Here is a 20,803-nt window from a genome sequence, read left to right on the forward strand (position 1 = left end):
AACTATGGCAATTCAAATTTATAATACATTAACTAGGAACAAGGAAGACTTTAAACCTTTAGAAGAAGGTAAGGTCAAAATGTATGTATGTGGACCAACTGTTTATAACTATATACACATTGGTAACGCAAGACCTGCTATCGTATTTGATACAGTGAGACGTTATTTCGAATACCGTGGATATGAAGTGAACTACGTTTCAAACTTCACTGATGTTGATGATAAGCTAATTAAAGCAGCAAATGAATTAGGCTCAGATGTTCCAACAATTGCAGATCGTTTTATTAATGCTTATTTTGAAGACGTGCAAGAGTTAGGATGCAAAACAGCAACGAATCATCCTCGTGTAATGGATAATATGGATATTATTATTGAGTTTATTGATGAACTTGTAAAAAAAGGTTATGCGTATGAATCTGAAGGTGATGTCTATTTCAAAACAAAGGAATTTAATGGATACGGTAAACTTTCACACCAATCAATTGAGGACCTTCGTATTGGTGAAAGAATTGAAATAGGTGAAAAGAAAGAAGATCCATTAGATTTCGCTCTATGGAAAGCAGCTAAACCAGGTGAAATATCTTGGGAAAGTCCATGGGGGAAAGGAAGACCGGGCTGGCATATTGAGTGCTCAGCAATGGCTAAAAAATATCTTGGCGAAACAATCGATATCCATGCAGGGGGCCAAGACTTATCATTTCCACATCATGAGAATGAGATTGCTCAGTCTGAAGCATTAAGTGGGAAAACTTTTTCAAACTATTGGATGCATAATGGTTATATCAATATTGATAATGAAAAAATGTCTAAGTCTTTAGGTAACTTTGTACTAGTACATGATATCATTAAGATCATTGATCCAATGTTATTACGTTTCTTCATGTTATCAGTTCATTATCGTCACCCGATTAACTATAGTGAAGAAATTTTACAAGAAGCAAAAAATGGTTTTGAACGTATTAAAACTGCATACCAAAATAGTAAACACCGTCTAGAAAGTAGTACTAATTTAACAGAAGATGACGCTAAGTGGTTAAAAGAAATTGAAGACGAAAAAGCAGTATTTGTAAAAGTAATGGATGATGACTTTAATACGGCTAATGCGATTTCAGTTTTATATCAATTAGTAAAAATAACTAATCAATATTTATTAGAAACTCATACTTCTACGAATGTATTAAATCAGTTAGTAGCAACTTTTGATGAATTATCAAGTGTTCTTGGTATTACATTAGTTAAAGAAGAAGCGATGTTAGATGATGAAATCGAAGCGTTGATTCAAAAACGTACAGATGCACGAAAAAATCGTGACTTTGCTTTAGCGGATCAAATTCGTGATCAATTAAAAGAAATGAATATTATCATTGAAGATACTCCACAAGGCATTCGCTGGAAAAGAGGATGACTTCATGATTGAAAGTAGTCAAAATATAGATGTTAAACAACTAAACAGTTTAGCACTAGCATATATTGGTGATGCTGTATATGAAATTTATGTACGTCATCACCTCCTTGAAAAAGGAACTGTTAGACCTAATCAACTTCATCGAGCAGCAACAAAATTCGTTTCAGCAAAAGGACAAGCTAAAGTGATAAGAGAAATACTTTCAACTGATTTCTTGTCCGAAGAGGAAATTGCAGTTGTTAAAAGAGGGCGTAATGCAAAATCAGGTACCGTACCAAAAAATACTGATGTGCAAACGTATCGATACGCAACAGCGATGGAGGCATTAATTGGGTACCATTATTTATTAAAAAATGAAGATAGACTCAATACAATTGTACAAGTTGCAATTCAGTTTATTGAGAATGATAAAGGAGTATAACATGTCTGAGGAATTTATTATAGGGCGTAATCCAGTTATGGAAGCAATACGTTCAGGTCGTGATATAAATAAAATATGGGTTAGTGAAGGAGCAAATAAAGGTCAAATCCATAAGCTCTTAGAATTAGCCAATCAAAACAAAGTAATCGTACAAACTGCACCGAATAAAAAATTGGATGGAATGGTTAAAGGAAACCACCAAGGTGTAGTAGCGCAAGTAGCTGCATATGAGTATGTGGAAATTGATGATTTATTCGATGTAGCGAATAGTCGTAATGAGCAACCATTCTTTTTAATCTTAGACGAAATTGAAGATCCACATAATTTAGGTTCAATTATGAGAACAGCCGATGCAGTTGGCGCACATGGTATTATCATTCCTAAAAGAAGAGCGGTAGGTTTAACTTCAGCGGTTGCAAAATCTTCAACAGGCGCAATTGAATACATTCCGGTTGCTCGAGTAACAAATTTAGCAAGAACAATAGATGAATTAAAAGAAAGAGGAGTTTGGATATTTGGTACAGATGCAAAAGGTGCAGATGACTATCGAAACATGGATGGCCAAATCTCTCTTGGTTTAATTATTGGTAGTGAAGGTAAAGGTATGAGCAGAATATTAAAGGAAAAATGTGATTTCTTAATTAAGCTACCTATGGTTGGTAAAGTTACATCATTAAATGCGTCTGTTGCGGCAAGTCTATTAATGTACGAAATACATCGTAAGAGACACCCGCTTGGATCATAAAAAGAAAGAAATTCTGATTGTAGATGGATATAACATGATAGGAGCTTGGCCGAATCTTAGAAAACTTCGCGAAATTGATTTTGATAAATCACGTGATTTTCTAATTACGCAACTTGCTGAATATAAGGCATACACAGGTATGTATATAATTGTTGTATTTGATGCTCATTTTGTAAATGGGATTGAAAAAAACGACAAGCATTCAAAAGTTGAAGTGATTTTTACTCGGAAAAGCCAAACGGCTGATGAAAAAATTGAAAAACTTGCAATAGAGCTCCGTCATGTTAACCATCAAATTTATGTCGCGACTTCGGACTTTACAGAGCAATGGCAAATATTTGGACAAGGTGCACTTCGTATACCTGCAATGGAATTATATAGATCAGTTACTCAAAATAAAAAGATGATAAGTACTCAGATTAGTGAAATACCTGATCAAAGACTGACAATTAGTAAAACATTAAATTCGAAACAAACAGAAATTTTAGAAAAATGGCGAAGAGGGGAACGATGACTTATTGTTTCCTTCTTCTTTGTGCTGTATAATTTAATTAAATTGTTAGGTCGGAGGTGCTAATTTTGAACGTTGAACAGGAATTGAAGCTAATGATTGAGTATGGACCCTTAGAAGATGAGGTAATTCTCGAATATGTTCGAGAGGGTGATCAAGAAGCACTAACATTTTTAATTCAAAAGTACCGAAACTTCGTAAAAGCAAAATCTAGGTCTTATTTCCTAATAGGTGCTGACCGCGAAGACATTATTCAAGAAGGTATGATTGGATTATACAAAGCAATTCGTGACTACAAAGAAGATAAACTTTCTTCATTTAAGGCGTTTGCAGAATTATGCATTACAAGACAAATTATTACAGCAATTAAAACAGCAACAAGACAAAAGCATATTCCATTAAATTCTTATGTATCATTGGACAAGCCTATTTATGATGAGGAATCTGACCGCACATTACTTGATGTGTTAACTGAGACAAAAAACATGGATCCAGAAGAACTTGTTATAAATCAAGAAGAAAATGTGGACATAGAGCTTAAAATGTCTGAATTATTGAGCGATTTAGAAAGGAAAGTATTATCACTCTATTTAGATGGTCGATCTTACCAAGAGATATCAGAAGAGTTAAATAGACATGTAAAATCAATTGATAATGCTTTACAACGCGTGAAAAGAAAGCTTGAAAGGTATATGGAAATAAGAGAATTGTCAGTGTGATTTTGATGAAAGAAATCAGTTTGACAGTTTATAGTTCGCATGGTACATTCTAAATGGATAATTATATAGGAATTAGGTTGGTGTATCCATGAGAAAAAAAGTTGTCCTGTCGTGCACTAATTGCAATAATAGAAACTACTCCACGATGAAGAATTCCACTTCTATAGAACGTTTGGAGATGAAAAAGTTTTGTAAAACGTGCAATGAACATACCACGCATAAAGAAACGAAATAATTGAAATAAGATATATGTAAAATACGAATGTCCTTAATCGGTAGATAAACTAATGAGCATGCTTCGTTTTTAGGGGCAAGTTGGACGGTTCGTAAATCTCTAAACTAGTATATGGGGGTTGCATCAGTGGGTCGTATCGGTAAGTTTTTTCGCGAAGTAAAAAGTGAAATGAAAAAAGTTTCATGGCCTAAGCGTAAGGAATTAGTTAATTCTACGGTTACAGTATTAGCTACAGTTTTCTTTTTTGTAGTATTCTTTGCTGTAATTGATTCTGGACTTTCTAAACTAATTCGACTTATTCTTGAATAAGTTAAAACTAATTGTGCTATAATGAGTGATAATGTTTTAAAAAAAAGCCCGGTGACGGGTTTTTTAATTTGCAAAGAAAGTTGACCGGGGAGGGAAGGACAAGTAGTCCTCTAACATGGAAAAAAGATGGTATGTAGTTCATACTTACTCAGGATATGAGAATAAAGTAAAAGCTAATTTAGAAAAACGTGTAGAAACAATGGGAATGCAAGATAAAATTTTCCGTGTAATCGTACCAGAAGAATCAGAAGTAGAAATGAAGAACGGTAAAGAGAAAGTAACAAAGCGCAAAGTATTTCCAGGTTATGTGTTAGTTGAATTAGTGATGACTGACGATTCTTGGTATGTAGTTCGTAATACACCAGGAGTAACTGGTTTCGTAGGTTCAGCGGGGTCTGGTTCAAAACCAACACCGCTTTTAGAAGAAGAAATTACACATATTCTAAAACATATGGGTCTAGATGAACAAGTTATTGACTTTGATTTAGATATAAATGAAGTCGTTCGCTTAAAAGAAGGTCCATTTGCAAACTATACTGGTTCAATTAAAGAAATCGATTTTGAAAAGAAAAAAGTAACTGTATTAGTAGAATTCTTTAATAAAGAAACGCCAGTTGAACTGGATTTACATCTTGTAGAAAAATTATAATACAAGACCTTGCAATTTTATTTTGAAAGTGTTAGACTTTTAAAGGTCAATATGCATCGAAAAGATGGTATTAACTTCTGAATAAGAATATGCATGCAAGTGCAAAACGATATGAGTGGGAGGGTTTAATAACCCGTTACCACATCACGGACTTAAGGAGGTGTGTCTCGTGGCTAAAAAAGTAATTAAAATGGTAAAATTGCAAATTCCTGCAGGAAAAGCAAACCCAGCACCACCAGTTGGTCCTGCATTAGGACAAGCAGGTGTTAACATCATGGGATTCTGTAAAGAGTTCAACGCTCGTACAGCTGACCAAGCTGGTCTAATTATTCCTGTTGAAATCACTGTATTCGAAGATCGTTCGTTTACATTTATTACGAAAACTCCTCCTGCTGCTGTACTTCTTAAAGTAGCGGCTGGTATTGAGTCTGGTTCTGGTGAACCAAATCGTAAAAAAGTAGCAACAGTAAAACGCGACAAAGTACGTGAGATTGCTGAACAAAAAATGCCTGACTTAAATGCTGCTTCTGTTGAAGCTGCTATGCGTATGGTAGAAGGTACTGCACGTAGTATGGGTATCGTTATTGAAGACTAATCCCATCTTCAGTAAGGTGTGATTGAGGAGGTTGCGAACATCGTATGATGTGTTTTATCGCAACCTTTATTCGTGGGAGGAAAATCCGTTAAAACCACATTAGGAGGAATAGAACATGGCTAACAAAGGTAAAAAATACCAAGAAGCTATTAAATTAGTAGATCGTACAGCTGTTTACGCAGTAAACGAAGCTGTAGAACTTGTTAAAAAGACTACAACTGTTAACTTTGATGCAACAGTTGAAGTAGCATTCCGTTTAGGAGTAGATCCAAAGAAAGCTGACCAACAAATTCGTGGTGCAGTAGTTCTTCCACACGGTACTGGTAAAGTACAACGTGTATTAGTATTCGCTAAAGGTGAAAAAGCTAAAGAAGCTGAAGCTGCTGGTGCTGATTTCGTAGGCGATGCTGACATGATTAACAAAATCCAACAAGGTTGGTTCGATTTTGATGTAGTAGTAGCAACTCCAGACATGATGGCTGAAGTTGGTAAATTAGGACGTGTATTAGGACCTAAAGGTTTAATGCCAAACCCTAAAACAGGTACAGTTACATTTGACGTAACAAAAGCTGTTAACGAAATCAAAGCTGGTAAAGTTGAATACCGTGTTGATAAAGCTGGTAACATTCACGTACCAATCGGTAAAGTATCTTTCGAAAACGAAAAGTTAGTAGAAAACTTTACAACAATCTTTGAAACTATGTTAAAAGTTAAACCTGCTGCTGCTAAAGGAACATACATGAAGAACGTAGCAATCACTTCAACTATGGGCCCTGGTATCAAAGTAGATCCATCTAGTTTCTAAGATATAAAAACAAAGTTGACAATTCGACAAGAACTCTCTATAATGGAGATTGTCTTGCTAATTAAATAGACTACCGTAGACAGTAGGTGCTTACGCTTAATATCCTACCGAGGTGTATAACTGATAAATTCGTGCATATACAACCTCCATGTCTTTTTTTGAAAAATTCGTGGAGGTTTTGCTATGGTTACACTTTTGCGGTATACACACTAAAATCCACAGGAGGTGTAATAAATGAGCGCAGTATTAGAAGCTAAAAAACAAGTTGTATCTGAAGTGGCTGCAAAATTACGTGATAGTAAATCAACAGTTGTTGTTGACTACCGTGGTTTAAATGTTGCTGAAGTAACTGAATTACGTAAGCAATTACGTGAAGCTGGCGTTGAGTTCAAAGTTTACAAAAACACTTTAACTCGTCGTGCTGCTGAAGAAGCTGGTTTAGCTGATTTAAACGAATCGTTAACTGGTCCAAACGCAATCGCGTTTAGTATGGAGGATGTAATCGCTCCTGCTAAAGTAATCAACGATTTCGCTAAGAAACATGAGGCTTTAGAAATTAAAGCTGGTGTAATCGAAGGAAATGTTGCTACTGTTGAAGAAGTTAAAGCTCTTGCTGAACTTCCATCTCGCGAAGGTTTACTTTCTATGTTGCTTAGCGTGCTACAAGCACCAATCCGCAACTTCGCTCTTGCAACTAAAGCAGTTGCAGAACAAAAAGAAGAACAAGGCGCTTAATGCCAAGATCGCTTAAAATATATAATTTATAGGTATAAACAAGGAGGAAATTAACAATGACTAAAGAACAAATCATTGAAGCAGTTAAAAACATGACTGTATTAGAATTAAATGACTTAGTAAAAGCAATCGAAGAAGAGTTCGGCGTAACTGCTGCTGCTCCTATGGTTATGGCTGGTGGAGCTGTTGAAGCTGCTGCTGAGCAAACTGAATTTGATTTAGTATTAGCTAGCCCTGGCGACCAAAAAATTAAAGTAATCAAAGTAGTTCGTGAAATTACTGGTTTAGGATTAAAAGAAGCTAAAGAATTAGTTGACAACACTCCTAAAGCAATTAAAGAAGGAATCAGCAAAGAAGAAGCTGAAGAAATGAAAGCTAAACTTGAAGAAGTTGGCGCTAACGTAGAAGTTAAGTAATTTCTAAAAACTTTTTAGAAAAGCTCGCATTTATGCGAGCTTTTTTTGTACATATGGAATTACTTTTGGGAAGACTATTGTTAAGTTTATATGGAAGAAGGATTTATTATGGCAGATCATTATTTTACAAATCAACCGAATAGTAAAACTGATAAAAAGGTATTTTCATTTACTTTAAGAGGTAATGATTTGAGGTTTCAATCTGATTCAGGCGTCTTTTCTAGGAATGAAGTAGATTTTGGGTCGCGAGTTTTAATAGACTCTTTCGAATTCCCCGAAATTGAAGGGAATATTTTAGATGTTGGTTGTGGTTATGGTCCGATCGGGTTATCGATTGCGAAAGATGATGCTGGTCGTATGGTAGAAATGATCGATGTGAATTTACGAGCGATTGAGCTTGCAAAAGACAACGCGAATGTAAATAAAATAGAAAATGTAAAAATCTATGAAAGTAGTATCTATGAAAATGTTACGGGTGAATATGCAGCTATTTTAACAAATCCTCCAATTCGAGCTGGTAAAGCTGTGGTTCATGAGATTTTGGCCGGTGCTCATGAAAAAATACTTCCTGGTGGAGAGTTATGGGTAGTGATTCAAAAGAAACAAGGAGCACCTTCAGCACTTGAATTGTTAAAGGGGATCTTTGATGAAGTAGAGGTTGTAAAAAAAGATAAAGGATATTATATCATAAAAAGTAAAAAAGATTGACTCTAAATTTTGCTTGTGATAGTATTATTAAATGCCAATATATATTTATTTTCAAAAATGATTTTTTTGGAAATATGTATATTTCTATATTCTTTGGAAATGATAGTAAAATGACTGTCGTTAAGTTTAATAAATGGTTTTCATTTTGAAACCATTTTATTTTTTGTTTAACAAGTAAGGGAGTTTTTTTGCTTATTTGTTACTATTTTTTTGTATTAAATACTCTTGATTTAAGGGGTGAATATGTTGACAGGTCAACTAGTTCAATATGGACGACACCGCCAACGCAGAAGCTATGCTCGTATCAGTGAAGTTTTAGAGTTACCTAACTTAATTGAAATTCAAACAGCATCTTACCAATGGTTTTTAGATGAAGGTTTGAGAGAAATGTTCCAAGACATTTCACCGATTGAGGATTTCACAGGTAATCTATCATTAGAATTCATTGATTACAGTTTAGGTGAGCCGAAGTATGTTGTAGAAGAATCAAAAGAGCGTGACGTAAACTACGCTGCTCCACTTCGAGTGAAAGTTCGCCTATTAAATAAGGAAACTGGCGAAGTTAAGGAGCAAGACGTTTTCATGGGTGATTTCCCATTGATGACAGACACAGGTACATTCATTATTAATGGTGCTGAACGTGTAATCGTTTCACAATTAGTACGTTCACCAAGTGTGTACTATAGTGGGAAGATCGACAAAAATGGTAAAAAAGGTTTTACTGCTACAGTTATTCCTAACCGTGGTGCTTGGTTAGAGTACGAAACGGACGCGAAGGATGTAGTTTATGTACGTATTGACCGTACGAGAAAATTACCTGTAACGGTACTACTACGTTCGCTTGGGTTTGGTACAGACCAAGAGATTCTAGACTTACTAGGCGAGAATGAATACCTACGTAATACGCTTGAAAAAGATAACACAGATAGCACTGAAAAGGCGCTTCTTGAAATCTATGAAAGATTACGTCCAGGTGAACCACCTACAGTAGAAAATGCTAAAAACTTATTAATTACTCGCTTCTTTGATCCGAAGCGTTATGATTTAGCTAGCGTTGGACGCTACAAAATAAATAAAAAATTACACATTAAAAATAGACTGTTTAACCAACGTATTGCAGAAACATTAGTGGATCCAGAAACTGGTGAAATTATTGTGGAAAAAGGGACAACTCTTGATCGTCGTACTTTAGACCGCATTATTCCGTTCTTAGAGAAGAATATCGGTGAAAAAATTGCTCACCCTGCTGCTGGCGTATTAGATGAAGAGATTACTCTACAATCTATTAAAATTTACGCTCCAGTTGAAGGTGATGGCGAACAAGTTATTCAAGTAATCGGAAATGCTAATGTAAGTAAAAGTGTGAAAAATATTTCACCTGCCGACATTATCGCTTCTATTTCTTACTTCTTTAACCTGCTACATAACGTAGGTGACACTGACGATATTGACCATTTAGGAAATCGTCGTTTACGTTCAGTTGGAGAATTACTTCAAAACCAATTCCGTATCGGTTTATCTCGTATGGAGCGTGTAGTTCGTGAACGTATGTCAATTCAAGATACAAATGCAGTTACTCCACAGGCGTTAATTAACATTCGCCCTGTAATTGCTTCAATAAAAGAATTCTTTGGTAGCTCACAGTTATCACAATTCATGGACCAAACAAACCCTCTTGCAGAATTAACTCATAAACGAAGACTATCAGCTTTAGGACCAGGTGGTTTAACGCGTGAGCGTGCAGGCTTTGAAGTGCGTGACGTCCATTACTCTCACTATGGTCGTATGTGTCCGATTGAAACGCCTGAGGGACCGAATATCGGGTTAATTAACTCGCTTTCTTCTTATGCAAAGGTAAATCAATTTGGATTTATTGAAACTCCATATCGTCGTGTAGACCCTGAAACAGGTCGTCTAACTGATAAAATTGATTACTTAACTGCTGATGAAGAGGATCTATACGTTGTAGCCCAAGCGAATGCTCGTTTAGGTGATGACGGAAGCTTCTTAGATGAAGATGTAGTAGCTCGTTTCCGTGGAGATAACACAGTTGTTAAACGTGAACGTATCGACTACATGGATGTATCTCCAAAACAAGTAGTATCAGCTGCGACAGCATGTATTCCTTTCTTAGAGAACGATGACTCTAACCGTGCCCTAATGGGAGCGAACATGCAACGTCAAGCAGTTCCATTGTTAAACCCTGAATCTCCAATCGTAGGTACAGGTATGGAATACGTATCAGCAAAAGACTCTGGTGCTGCAGTAATCTGTAAACATCCTGGTATTGTTGAACGTGTTGAAGCGAAAGAAGTTTGGGTACGTCGCTACTCAGAAGTAGATGGACAAAAAGTTAAAGGTGACCTTGATAAATACCGTATGTTAAAATTCGTACGTTCTAACCAAGGTACTTGTTATAACCAACGCCCAATCGTAAGTGTTGGTGATGAAGTAGTAAGAGGCGAAATTCTTGCAGATGGACCTTCAATGGAAAAAGGTGAATTAGCACTAGGACGTAACGTATTAGTAGCATTCATGACATGGGACGGTTACAACTACGAGGATGCGATCATTATGAGTCGCCGTCTAGTAAAAGAAGATGTTTACACTTCAGTTCATATTGAAGAATATGAATCAGAAGCTCGTGATACAAAATTAGGACCTGAAGAAATCACTCGTGATATTCCAAACGTTGGTGAAGATGCACTTAAAAATCTTGATGAGCGTGGAATCATCCGAATTGGTGCAGAAGTAAAAGATGGTGACTTATTAGTTGGTAAAGTAACACCTAAAGGGGTTACTGAGTTAACTGCTGAAGAACGTCTTCTACACGCAATCTTTGGTGAAAAAGCTCGTGAAGTTCGTGATACATCTTTACGTGTTCCACACGGTGGAGGCGGAATTATTCTTGATGTGAAAGTATTCACTCGTGAAAACGGTGATGAATTACCACCAGGAGTAAACCAACTTGTTCGTGTATATATCGTTCAGAAACGTAAAATCTCTGAAGGGGATAAAATGGCTGGACGACATGGTAATAAAGGGGTTATCTCTCGTATCTTACCAGAAGAAGATATGCCATTCTTACCTGATGGAACGCCAGTTGATATCATGTTAAACCCATTAGGGGTACCTTCTCGTATGAACATCGGTCAAGTATTAGAGCTACACTTAGGTATGGCTGCAAGATATCTTGGCGTTCATGTTGCTTCTCCAGTATTTGACGGAGCGCGTGAGGAAGATGTTTGGGGAACAATTGAAGAAGCTGGTATGGCACGTGATGCAAAAACTGTACTATATGATGGACGTAGTGGTGAGCCTTTCGATAACCGTGTTTCTGTAGGTGTCATGTATATGATCAAACTTGCGCACATGGTTGACGATAAGTTACATGCTCGTTCAACAGGACCTTACTCATTAGTAACGCAACAACCACTTGGTGGTAAAGCACAATTTGGTGGACAACGTTTTGGTGAGATGGAGGTTTGGGCACTTGAAGCATACGGTGCTGCATACACATTACAAGAAATCTTAACAGTTAAATCCGATGACGTTGTTGGACGTGTTAAAACATACGAAGCAATCGTTAAGGGTGAAAACGTACCAGAACCTGGTGTACCTGAATCATTCAAAGTATTAATTAAAGAATTACAGTCACTTGGTATGGATGTTAAGATGATGTCTGCTACAGATCAAGAAATCGAAATGCGCGATACTGAAGATGATGATGATCAAGCTTCAGAACATTTAGCGATGGATATGGAATACGTAAAAGAATAAGTAATATATTGGGTAAAACCTTAGGACAGAAAGGGAGGTAGGCCCCTTGATAGATGTAAATAAATTCGAGTATATGAAGATCGGACTTGCATCGCCTGACAAAATTCGCTCGTGGTCATACGGGGAAATTAAAAAACCTGAAACAATTAACTACCGTACGTTAAAACCAGAAAAAGATGGACTTTTTTGTGAACGTATTTTCGGTCCAACAAAAGACTGGGAATGTCATTGCGGTAAGTACAAACGTGTACGTTATAAAGGTGTAGTTTGTGATCGTTGTGGAGTTGAGGTTACTCGTGCAAAAGTACGTCGTGAGCGTATGGGTCACATTGAATTAGCTGCACCAGTTTCACATATTTGGTATTTCAAAGGTATTCCAAGCCGAATGGGACTTGTTTTAGACATGTCCCCTCGTGCTCTGGAAGAAGTAATCTACTTTGCTTCTTACGTAGTAACTGAAGCAGGAGATACTCCTTTAGAAAAGAAACAATTGCTTTCTGAAAAAGAATTCCGTGCTTATCGTGAGCGCTATGGTCAAACTTTCCAAGCATCTATGGGTGCAGAAGCAATTAAAAAATTATTAAGCGATATTAACCTTGAAAAAGATGTTGACTCTTTAAAAGAAGAGTTAAAAACTGCTCAAGGTCAACGTCGTACAAGAGCAATTAAACGTTTAGAAGTGTTAGAAGCTTTCCGTAACTCTGGTAATGAGCCATCTTGGATGATCTTAGATGTGCTACCAGTAATTCCACCTGAATTACGACCAATGGTTCAATTAGATGGTGGGCGTTTTGCAACATCAGATCTAAACGATTTATATCGTCGAGTAATTAACCGCAACAATCGTTTAAAACGTTTATTAGACCTTGGTGCACCTAGCATCATCGTACAAAACGAAAAACGTATGCTTCAAGAAGCTGTTGATGCGTTAATTGACAATGGTCGTCGTGGCCGTCCAGTTACTGGACCAGGTAACCGTCCATTAAAATCTCTTTCTCACATGCTTAAAGGTAAGCAAGGACGTTTCCGTCAAAACTTACTTGGTAAACGTGTTGACTACTCTGGTCGTTCGGTTATCGTTGTAGGACCAAACTTACAGATGTACCAATGTGGATTACCAAAAGAAATGGCAATTGAATTATTCAAGCCATTCGTGATGAAAGAATTAGTAGAGCGTGGATTAGCACATAACATTAAGTCAGCGAAACGTAAAATTGAGCGTTTACACCCAGAAATTTGGGATGTGTTAGAATCAGTTATTCGTGAGCATCCAGTGTTACTAAACCGTGCCCCAACTCTACACAGACTTGGTATCCAAGCGTTCGAACCTACATTAGTAGAAGGCCGCGCAATCCGTCTACATCCGCTTGTATGTACTGCATACAACGCCGATTTTGATGGTGACCAAATGGCTGTTCACGTACCGTTATCAAGTGAAGCTCAAGCAGAAGCTCGTATTTTAATGCTTGCAGCACAAAACATCCTGAACCCGAAAGATGGTAAACCAGTAGTTACACCATCTCAAGATATGGTATTAGGTAACTATTACCTAACTCTTGAGCGTGCAGGCGCAGTCGGTGAAGGTATGGTATTTAAAGATATTAATGAAGCGTTAATCGCATACCAAAATGGTTATGTACATTTACATTCTCGAGTTGCTGTTGCAGCAAATTCGTTAAATAATGAAACATTTACTGAAGAACAAAATAACTCATTATTAATCACAACGGTTGGTAAGCTAATCTTCAATGAAATCTTACCTACTTCGTTCCCGTTTATTAATGAACCTACTCAAAGTAACCTTGAGAAGGAAACTCCTCAGATGTATTTCGTGGCTAAAGGCGCGAATATTAAAGAGATTATCGAAAGTAGAGAAGAAATTGCTCCTTTCAAAAAGAAAATACTTGGAAATATCATCGCTGAAGTATTTAAACGTTTCAAAATTACTGAAACATCTAAAATGCTTGACCGCATGAAGGATCTTGGATTTAGACACTCTACTAAAGCTGGTATTACAGTTGGTGTATCCGATATCATCGTATTACCTGAGAAGCAATTAATTATTGCTGAAGCGCAAGAAAAAGTAGATAAAGTTCTAAAACAATTCCGTCGTGGTTTAATCACAGAAGATGAGCGTTACGATCGTGTAATCGCAATTTGGAGTGATGCGAAGGATGTAATTCAAGGGAAACTGATGGCTTCCCTAAATAAACGTAACCCAATCTTTATGATGAGTGACTCTGGTGCCCGTGGTAATGCATCGAACTTCACTCAGCTTGCAGGTATGCGTGGTCTGATGGCCAACCCGGCTGGACGTATTATTGAGTTACCAATCAAATCTTCATTCCGTGAAGGTCTAACGGTACTTGAATACTTCATCTCAACACACGGTGCGCGTAAAGGTCTTGCCGATACAGCACTTAAAACAGCCGATTCAGGTTACTTAACTCGTCGTCTTGTAGACGTTGCACAAGATGTAATTGTTCGTCAAGATGATTGTGGTACTGACCGCGGTTTACATGTAAAGGCGATTAAAGAAGGTAACGAAATTATTGAAGGATTGTATGATCGTCTAGTTGGTCGTCATTTACGTGCAACTATACGTCACCCAGAAACAGGTGTATTACTTGCGCAAGAAAACGATTTAATTACTGAAGACTTAGCTCGAGAAATTATCGATGCAGGTATTGAAGAAGTTAATATCCGTTCTGCATTTACATGTAATACTAGCCATGGAGTATGTAAAAAATGTTATGGTCGCAACTTAGCTACAGGTGCCGAGGTTGAAGTTGGTGAGGCAGTTGGTATTATCGCTGCTCAATCAATCGGTGAGCCAGGTACACAGTTAACGATGCGTACATTCCATACTGGTGGGGTAGCAGGAGACGATATCACTCAAGGTTTACCTCGTATTCAAGAGCTATTTGAAGCGCGTAATCCTAAAGGTCAAGCAGTTATATCTGAAATTGATGGTATTATTTCAATTTCTACTGATGCTAAAGACAAACAAGAAATTATTGTTCAAGGCACAGTTGAATCTAGAAATTACCCAGTTCCTTATGGTGCTAGACTAAAAGTTCAAGAAGGTGAAAAGATTGAACGCGGTCAAGTAATGACTGAAGGTTCAATTGATCCGAAAGAACTTCTAAAAGTAAAAGGTACAAATGCTGTTCAAGAATACTTACTACGTGAAGTACAAAAAGTATACCGTATGCAAGGGGTAGAAATTGGAGACAAACACGTAGAGGTAATGGTACGTCAAATGCTGAAAAAAGTTCGTGTAATGGATGCGGGTGAAACTGATTTATTACCTGGTACATTATTAGAACTACACCAGTTTACTGAAGCGAATAAAGAAGCTTTATTTGCAGGTAAACAACCGGCTACTGCACGCCCATTATTACTAGGTATTACAAAAGCATCATTAGAAACAGACTCATTCCTATCTGCTGCATCATTCCAAGAAACAACGCGTGTATTAACAGACGCTGCGATTAAAGGAAAACGAGATGAGTTGCTAGGATTAAAAGAGAATGTTATTATAGGTAAGTTGGTTCCAGCTGGTACTGGTATGAATAGATACCGCAGAGTAGATCTTGTTAAAGATTTAAATGAATCAGTTGAAATAAACGAAGAAGTATTAGTTGAAAAATAAACTTAAAATATTTTAAAACTTGAGTTGACATCATTTGATGAAAAATGATAAGATATTCAAGGTTGCTCCTAGACAATAGCACTGCTAATCTAAGCAGGTTAGATCCGGGGCTAATTTAGGAATATACAGTTAAAACTGTTTTTGTGAGAAGGAAGTCTTCTTCCTTCTTGCAAAAACTTTGTTTTCAACTTATTATGAACCACCTGGATGTGTGGTCTTATAAATATTTGAAGGGAGGAAAACTCATGCCTACTATTAACCAGTTAGTGCGTAATGGACGTACTTCTAAAGTATGGAAATCAAAATCACCAGCATTAAATAAAGGTTTCAACTCATTAAAGAAAAAATCAACTGATTTATCAGCTCCACAAAAACGTGGTGTTTGTACTCGTGTTGGTACTATGACTCCAAAGAAACCGAACTCAGCATTACGTAAATATGCTCGTGTACGTTTAACAAACCAAATCGAGGTAACTGCTTATATCCCAGGTATCGGACACAACTTACAAGAGCACAGTGTTGTTCTTATCCGTGGTGGACGAGTAAAAGATTTACCGGGGGTACGTTACCATATCGTTCGTGGTGCATTAGATACTGCAGGTGTTGACAAGCGTATGCAAGGTCGTTCTAAATACGGAACTAAGAGACCAAAAGCAGCTAAGAAGTAATAAATAACAACTAGCCGAAAGGAGGAAATAACATGCCACGTAAAGGTCCTGTTGCAAAAAGAGATGTATTACCAGATCCACTTTATAATTCAAAGTTAGTTTCTCGTTTAATCAACAAAATGATGATTGACGGAAAAAGAGGAAAATCTCAAGCTATCTTATACGGAGCATTTGAATTAATCCAAGAACGTTCTGGTAAAGAACCAATGGAAGTATTCGAAGCAGCTCTTAAAAATATCATGCCAGTTCTAGAAGTAAGAGCTCGTCGTGTTGGTGGTTCTAACTACCAAGTACCAGTTGAGGTACGTCCAGAGCGTCGTACTACTCTAGGTCTACGTTGGTTAGTAAACTATGCTCGTCTTCGTGGAGAAAAAACGATGGAAGAGCGTTTAGCTAACGAAATTCTTGACGCAGCTAACAACTCAGGTTCTGCAGTTAAGAAACGTGAAGATACACACAAAATGGCAGAAGCGAACAAAGCGTTTGCTCACTACCGTTGGTAAGATTAAAAGCAATTTAGTTATTTCTGCACATAATGAATGTTGGTTAAGTCGTTCACCTATTTATTATTTAGCTTGCTAGATAAAGTAGGTGAACGTCGGATTACATAACTTAGGATCATAATTGTTCTTTGATTGTAGTGCTTGCTTAACTTAATAACATGAGGTATGTATAGGAATAACTTTTTCTTGTACTAAAAAATCCTAACTAATACTGGAAGGGAGAAAGAACCCTGATGACAAGAGAGTTCTCCTTAAATAACACTCGTAATATTGGGATCATGGCTCACATTGATGCTGGTAAAACAACAACAACTGAGCGTATCCTTTATTACACAGGTCGTATTCACAAAATTGGTGAAACTCATGAAGGAGCTTCACAAATGGACTGGATGGAGCAAGAGCAAGAGCGTGGTATCACTATCACATCTGCTGCTACAACAGCTCAATGGGATAACCACCGTGTAAATATCATTGATACTCCAGGTCACGTAGACTTCACTGTAGAAGTTGAACGTTCACTACGTGTACTTGATGGCGCAGTAGCAGTACTTGATGCACAATCAGGTGTTGAGCCTCAAACTGAAACAGTTTGGCGTCAAGCAACTACTTACGGAGTTCCACGTGTAGTATTCGTTAACAAAATGGATAAAATCGGCGCGGATTTCTTATACTCTGTAGGTACTTTACATGACCGTTTACAAGCTAACGCACACCCAATCCAATTAGCGATGGGTGCTGAAGATAACTTCTGGGGTATTGTTGACCTAGTTGAAATGAAAGCTATTAAGTACAATAATGACTTAGGAACTGACATTGAAACTATCGAAATTCCTGAAGAATATCAAGAACTAGCTGATGAGTACCGTGGTCGTTTAATCGAAGCGGTAGCTGAGCTAGACGAAGAATTAATGATGAAATATCTTGAAGGTGAAGAAATCACACTTGCTGAATTAAAAGCTGCTATTCGTACAGCTACATGTTCAGTACAATTCTACCCAGTAGTTTGTGGCTCTGCTTTCAAAAACAAAGGTGTTCAATTAATGCTTGATGCAGTTATTGATTACCTACCATCTCCATTAGATGTACCAGCTATCAAAGGAACATTACCTGATACTGAAGAAGAGAAAGTAGTTCCATCAAGTGATGAAGAGCCTTTCGCAGCTTTAGCATTCAAAATCATGACTGATCCTTATGTTGGTAAATTAACGTTCTTCCGAGTTTACTCAGGTACGTTAGAATCTGGTTCATACGTTCAAAACTCTACAAAAGGTAAGCGTGAGCGTGTAGGACGTATCCTACAAATGCATGCTAACTCTCGTCAAGAGATTTCGAAAGTATATGCTGGAGATATCGCTGCGGCTGTAGGTCTTAAAGATACTACAACTGGAGATACTTTATGTGATGAAAAGAATCTAGTAATTCTTGAGTCTATGGAGTTCCCAGAACCAGTTATCTCGATCGCAATCGAGCCAAAATCTAAGGCTGACCAAGATAAAATGGGTCAAGCATTAGTTAAATTAACTGAAGAAGATCCAACATTCCGTGCACATACTGACCAAGAAACTGGTCAAGTAATCATCGCTGGTATGGGTGAACTTCACCTTGATATCATCGTTGACCGTATGCGTCGTGAATTCAAAGTAGAAGCTAACGTTGGTGCTCCTCAAGTAGCATACCGTGAAACTTTCCGTTCTTCTGCACAAGTAGAAGGGAAATTCGTTCGTCAGTCAGGTGGACGTGGACAATTCGGACATGTTTGGATTGAATTCTCACCTAACGAAGAAGGAAAAGGCTTTGAATTTGAAAATGGTATCGTTGGTGGTGTTGTTCCTCGTGAATACATCCCAGCAGTAGCTGCAGGTCTTGAAGACTCTCTTAAAAATGGTGTATTAGCTGGATTCCCACTAATCGACATTAAAGCTCGTCTTTTTGACGGTTCATACCATGATGTTGACTCAAACGAGATGGCGTTTAAAGTAGCTGCTTCTTTAGCTCTTAAAAACGCTGTTAAGAAATGTAACCCAGTTCTACTTGAACCATTAATGAAAGTAGAAGTTGTTATCCCTGAGGAATACTTAGGAGATATCATGGGTGATATTACTTCTCGTCGTGGACGCGTTGAAGGTATGGAAGCACGTGGTAACGCTCAAGTTGTTCGTGCTATGGTACCTCTTTCTGAAATGTTTGGTTATGCAACTTCATTACGTTCTAACACTCAAGGTCGTGGAACGTTCTCAATGGTATTTGACCACTATGAAGATGTACCAAAATCAATTTCAGAAGAAATTATCAAAAAATATAAAGGTGAGTAATTGATTATTTAGTTCTCATCATGTATAACTATTTATGTTAGCTACAAAGGGTGTCTCACCCTCTTGTAGCATAATAATAAAACTAAAAATTAATTTTCTTAATTATAAGGAGGATTTTTACAATGGGTAAAGCTAAATTCGAACGTGTAAAACCACACGTTAACATTGGTACAATCGGACACGTTGACCATGGTAAAACTACATTAACTGCTGCTATTACAACTGTATTAGCTAAAGTAGGTGGAGCTGAAGCTCGCGCTTACGATCAAATCGATGGTGCTCCAGAAGAAAGAGAACGTGGTATCACAATCTCTACTGCACACGTTGAGTACGAAACTGAAACTCGTCACTATGCACACGTTGACTGCCCAGGTCACGCTGACTATGTTAAAAACATGATCACTGGTGCTGCTCAAATGGACGGTGGTATCTTAGTAGTATCTGCTGCTGATGGTCCAATGCCTCAAACTCGTGAGCACATTCTTTTATCTCGTCAAGTAGGTGTACCTTACATCGTAGTATTCATGAACAAATGTGACATGGTTGACGACGAAGAATTACTTGAATTAGTTGAAATGGAAATCCGTGATCTTTTATCAGAATACGAATTCCCTGGCGATGACATTCCAGTAATCAAAGGTTCTGCACTTAAAGCTCTTGAAGGAGATGCTGAGTGGGAAGCTAAAATTCATGAATTAATGGCTGAAGTTGATTCTTACATCCCAACACCAGCTCGTGAAACTGACAAGCCTTTCTTAATGCCAGTTGAGGATGTATTCTCAATCACTGGTCGTGGAACAGTAGCTACTGGTCGTGTTGAGCGTGGAGTAGTTAAAGTTGGTGAAGTAATCGAAATCATCGGTTTCACTGAAGAGCCAAAATCAACTACTGTAACAGGTGTTGAAATGTTCCGTAAACTTCTTGATCAAGCAGAAGCTGGAGATAACATCGGTGCACTTCTTCGTGGGGTTGCTCGTGACGATATCCAACGTGGTCAAGTTTTAGCTAAACCAGGTTCAGTTAAACAACACACTAAGTTTAAAGCTGAAGTTTACGTTTTATCTAAAGAAGAAGGTGGACGTCACACTCCATTCTTCGCTAACTACCGTCCACAATTCTATTTCCGTACAACTGACGTAACTGGAATCATCCAATTACCAGAAGGCGTTGAAATGGTTATGCCTGGTGACAACATCGAAATGACTGTTGAGTTAATCAACGCAATCGCTGTTGAAGAAGGTACTAAGTTCTCTATCCGTGAGGGTGGACGTACTGTAGGCGCTGGTGTAGTTGCTACAATCGTTGAATAATTAAACTTAAAAGCTTAGAAGATTTATTCTTCTAAGCTTTTTTTTATGTAAATTGGAAATATTTTTATTATAATAGAAAACCGATTCTTGCTTGATTTTAATAAACGAAGATAATATAATAACTAAGTACTAAAGACGGCAAAACATTAATTTATTTAAACTTATAACAAATGCTTGCAATAGCATTATTTTTTATGTATAATAGATGATGTTGGTCTTTGACTGCGTAGAAATGGAAGGTTGCTGATACACCCGGCCGCTTTGCCATGGCGAGTGTAAGGAAATTTCCATGGAGTATGTCTATTACTTAAATAGGCGAAAA

19 protein-coding genes and 1 other annotated feature are annotated in these 20,803 nt (G+C 37.4%); all 19 genes read left to right on the top strand.

What is annotated here, in order from left to right:
* Positions 1 to 4 precede the first annotated feature (4 nt).
* Complete coding sequence (gene cysS / locus CN692_RS24995; protein ID WP_098121840.1) at positions 5 to 1,405, top strand: cysteine--tRNA ligase; 1,401 nt, start codon at positions 5 to 7, stop codon at positions 1,403 to 1,405.
* A 4-nt stretch (positions 1,406 to 1,409) separates the two neighbouring features.
* On the top strand, positions 1,410 to 1,826 hold the full coding sequence (locus CN692_RS25000) for a Mini-ribonuclease 3 (RefSeq protein WP_098121841.1): 417 nt from the start codon (positions 1,410 to 1,412) through the stop codon (positions 1,824 to 1,826).
* 1 nt (position 1,827) lies between these two features.
* Entirely contained in the window at positions 1,828 to 2,571 is a 744-nt protein-coding gene (gene rlmB / locus CN692_RS25005; protein ID WP_098121842.1) for a 23S rRNA (guanosine(2251)-2'-O)-methyltransferase RlmB, read from the top strand.
* 34 nt (positions 2,572 to 2,605) lie between these two features.
* Entirely contained in the window at positions 2,606 to 3,085 is a 480-nt protein-coding gene (locus tag CN692_RS25010; RefSeq protein WP_098121888.1) for an NYN domain-containing protein, read from the top strand.
* A gap of 65 nt (positions 3,086 to 3,150) precedes the next feature.
* Positions 3,151 to 3,801 carry an RNA polymerase sporulation sigma factor SigH gene (sigH, locus tag CN692_RS25015; RefSeq protein WP_056467364.1) on the top strand — a complete coding sequence of 217 codons (651 nt, stop codon included), beginning with the start codon at positions 3,151 to 3,153 and terminating at the stop codon, positions 3,799 to 3,801.
* A gap of 88 nt (positions 3,802 to 3,889) precedes the next feature.
* The gene (gene rpmG / locus CN692_RS25020; RefSeq protein ID WP_098121843.1) at positions 3,890 to 4,036 is read left to right on the top strand and encodes a 50S ribosomal protein L33; all 147 of its coding nucleotides are present in this window, start codon (positions 3,890 to 3,892) and stop codon (positions 4,034 to 4,036) included.
* A 126-nt stretch (positions 4,037 to 4,162) separates the two neighbouring features.
* Complete coding sequence (gene secE / locus CN692_RS25025; RefSeq protein WP_098121844.1) at positions 4,163 to 4,345, top strand: preprotein translocase subunit SecE; 183 nt, start codon at positions 4,163 to 4,165, stop codon at positions 4,343 to 4,345.
* A 115-nt stretch (positions 4,346 to 4,460) separates the two neighbouring features.
* The gene (gene nusG, locus CN692_RS25030; RefSeq protein WP_098121845.1) at positions 4,461 to 4,994 is read left to right on the top strand and encodes a transcription termination/antitermination protein NusG; all 534 of its coding nucleotides are present in this window, start codon (positions 4,461 to 4,463) and stop codon (positions 4,992 to 4,994) included.
* Between the two features lie 169 nt (positions 4,995 to 5,163).
* A complete protein-coding gene (gene rplK / locus CN692_RS25035) occupies positions 5,164 to 5,589 on the top strand; it encodes a 50S ribosomal protein L11 (protein ID WP_056467373.1) in 426 nt (141 codons plus the stop codon).
* Between the two features lie 115 nt (positions 5,590 to 5,704).
* Positions 5,705 to 6,394 (top strand): 50S ribosomal protein L1, encoded by a 690-nt coding sequence (gene rplA, locus CN692_RS25040; protein ID WP_098121847.1) that lies wholly within the window; start codon positions 5,705 to 5,707, stop codon positions 6,392 to 6,394.
* 55 nt (positions 6,395 to 6,449) lie between these two features.
* Positions 6,450 to 6,585, top strand: a sequence feature (ribosomal protein L10 leader region).
* 43 nt (positions 6,586 to 6,628) lie between these two features.
* Complete coding sequence (gene rplJ, locus CN692_RS25045; RefSeq protein ID WP_098121848.1) at positions 6,629 to 7,129, top strand: 50S ribosomal protein L10; 501 nt, start codon at positions 6,629 to 6,631, stop codon at positions 7,127 to 7,129.
* 56 nt (positions 7,130 to 7,185) lie between these two features.
* Complete coding sequence (gene rplL, locus CN692_RS25050) at positions 7,186 to 7,545, top strand: 50S ribosomal protein L7/L12 (protein ID WP_098121849.1); 360 nt, start codon at positions 7,186 to 7,188, stop codon at positions 7,543 to 7,545.
* A 108-nt stretch (positions 7,546 to 7,653) separates the two neighbouring features.
* Entirely contained in the window at positions 7,654 to 8,253 is a 600-nt protein-coding gene (locus CN692_RS25055; RefSeq protein WP_098121850.1) for a class I SAM-dependent methyltransferase, read from the top strand.
* Positions 8,254 to 8,499: 246 nt separating this feature from the next.
* Entirely contained in the window at positions 8,500 to 12,033 is a 3,534-nt protein-coding gene (rpoB, locus tag CN692_RS25060) for a DNA-directed RNA polymerase subunit beta (RefSeq protein ID WP_098121851.1), read from the top strand.
* A 46-nt stretch (positions 12,034 to 12,079) separates the two neighbouring features.
* On the top strand, positions 12,080 to 15,688 hold the full coding sequence (gene rpoC, locus CN692_RS25065; protein ID WP_098121852.1) for a DNA-directed RNA polymerase subunit beta': 3,609 nt from the start codon (positions 12,080 to 12,082) through the stop codon (positions 15,686 to 15,688).
* Between the two features lie 245 nt (positions 15,689 to 15,933).
* The gene (gene rpsL / locus CN692_RS25070; protein WP_056467392.1) at positions 15,934 to 16,356 is read left to right on the top strand and encodes a 30S ribosomal protein S12; all 423 of its coding nucleotides are present in this window, start codon (positions 15,934 to 15,936) and stop codon (positions 16,354 to 16,356) included.
* Positions 16,357 to 16,388: 32 nt separating this feature from the next.
* Positions 16,389 to 16,859, top strand: coding sequence for a 30S ribosomal protein S7 (gene rpsG, locus CN692_RS25075; RefSeq protein WP_056467395.1), 471 nt, complete (start codon positions 16,389 to 16,391; stop codon positions 16,857 to 16,859).
* Positions 16,860 to 17,092: 233 nt separating this feature from the next.
* Positions 17,093 to 19,171 carry an elongation factor G gene (fusA, locus tag CN692_RS25080; RefSeq protein ID WP_098121853.1) on the top strand — a complete coding sequence of 693 codons (2,079 nt, stop codon included), beginning with the start codon at positions 17,093 to 17,095 and terminating at the stop codon, positions 19,169 to 19,171.
* Positions 19,172 to 19,293: 122 nt separating this feature from the next.
* Positions 19,294 to 20,481 (top strand): elongation factor Tu, encoded by a 1,188-nt coding sequence (tuf, locus tag CN692_RS25085; RefSeq protein ID WP_098121854.1) that lies wholly within the window; start codon positions 19,294 to 19,296, stop codon positions 20,479 to 20,481.
* Positions 20,482 to 20,803: the final 322 nt, after the last annotated feature.

The organism is Bacillus sp. AFS002410, assembly GCF_002556365.1.
Lineage (GTDB): Bacteria > Bacillota > Bacilli > Bacillales > Bacillaceae_G > Gottfriedia.

Coding starts and splice junctions, on each gene's coding strand:
- rpmG (WP_098121843.1), top strand. CDS start 3,890: ATGAGAAAAAAAGTTGTCCTGTCGTGCACTAATTGCAATAATAGAAAC.
- rplL (WP_098121849.1), top strand. CDS start 7,186: ATGACTAAAGAACAAATCATTGAAGCAGTTAAAAACATGACTGTATTA.
- nusG (WP_098121845.1), top strand. CDS start 4,461: ATGGAAAAAAGATGGTATGTAGTTCATACTTACTCAGGATATGAGAAT.
- rplJ (WP_098121848.1), top strand. CDS start 6,629: ATGAGCGCAGTATTAGAAGCTAAAAAACAAGTTGTATCTGAAGTGGCT.
- tuf (WP_098121854.1), top strand. CDS start 19,294: ATGGGTAAAGCTAAATTCGAACGTGTAAAACCACACGTTAACATTGGT.
- rpsG (WP_056467395.1), top strand. CDS start 16,389: ATGCCACGTAAAGGTCCTGTTGCAAAAAGAGATGTATTACCAGATCCA.
- CN692_RS25010 (WP_098121888.1), top strand. CDS start 2,606: ATGATAGGAGCTTGGCCGAATCTTAGAAAACTTCGCGAAATTGATTTT.
- rlmB (WP_098121842.1), top strand. CDS start 1,828: ATGTCTGAGGAATTTATTATAGGGCGTAATCCAGTTATGGAAGCAATA.
- rpsL (WP_056467392.1), top strand. CDS start 15,934: ATGCCTACTATTAACCAGTTAGTGCGTAATGGACGTACTTCTAAAGTA.
- fusA (WP_098121853.1), top strand. CDS start 17,093: ATGACAAGAGAGTTCTCCTTAAATAACACTCGTAATATTGGGATCATG.
- cysS (WP_098121840.1), top strand. CDS start 5: ATGGCAATTCAAATTTATAATACATTAACTAGGAACAAGGAAGACTTT.
- CN692_RS25055 (WP_098121850.1), top strand. CDS start 7,654: ATGGCAGATCATTATTTTACAAATCAACCGAATAGTAAAACTGATAAA.
- CN692_RS25000 (WP_098121841.1), top strand. CDS start 1,410: ATGATTGAAAGTAGTCAAAATATAGATGTTAAACAACTAAACAGTTTA.
- rplA (WP_098121847.1), top strand. CDS start 5,705: ATGGCTAACAAAGGTAAAAAATACCAAGAAGCTATTAAATTAGTAGAT.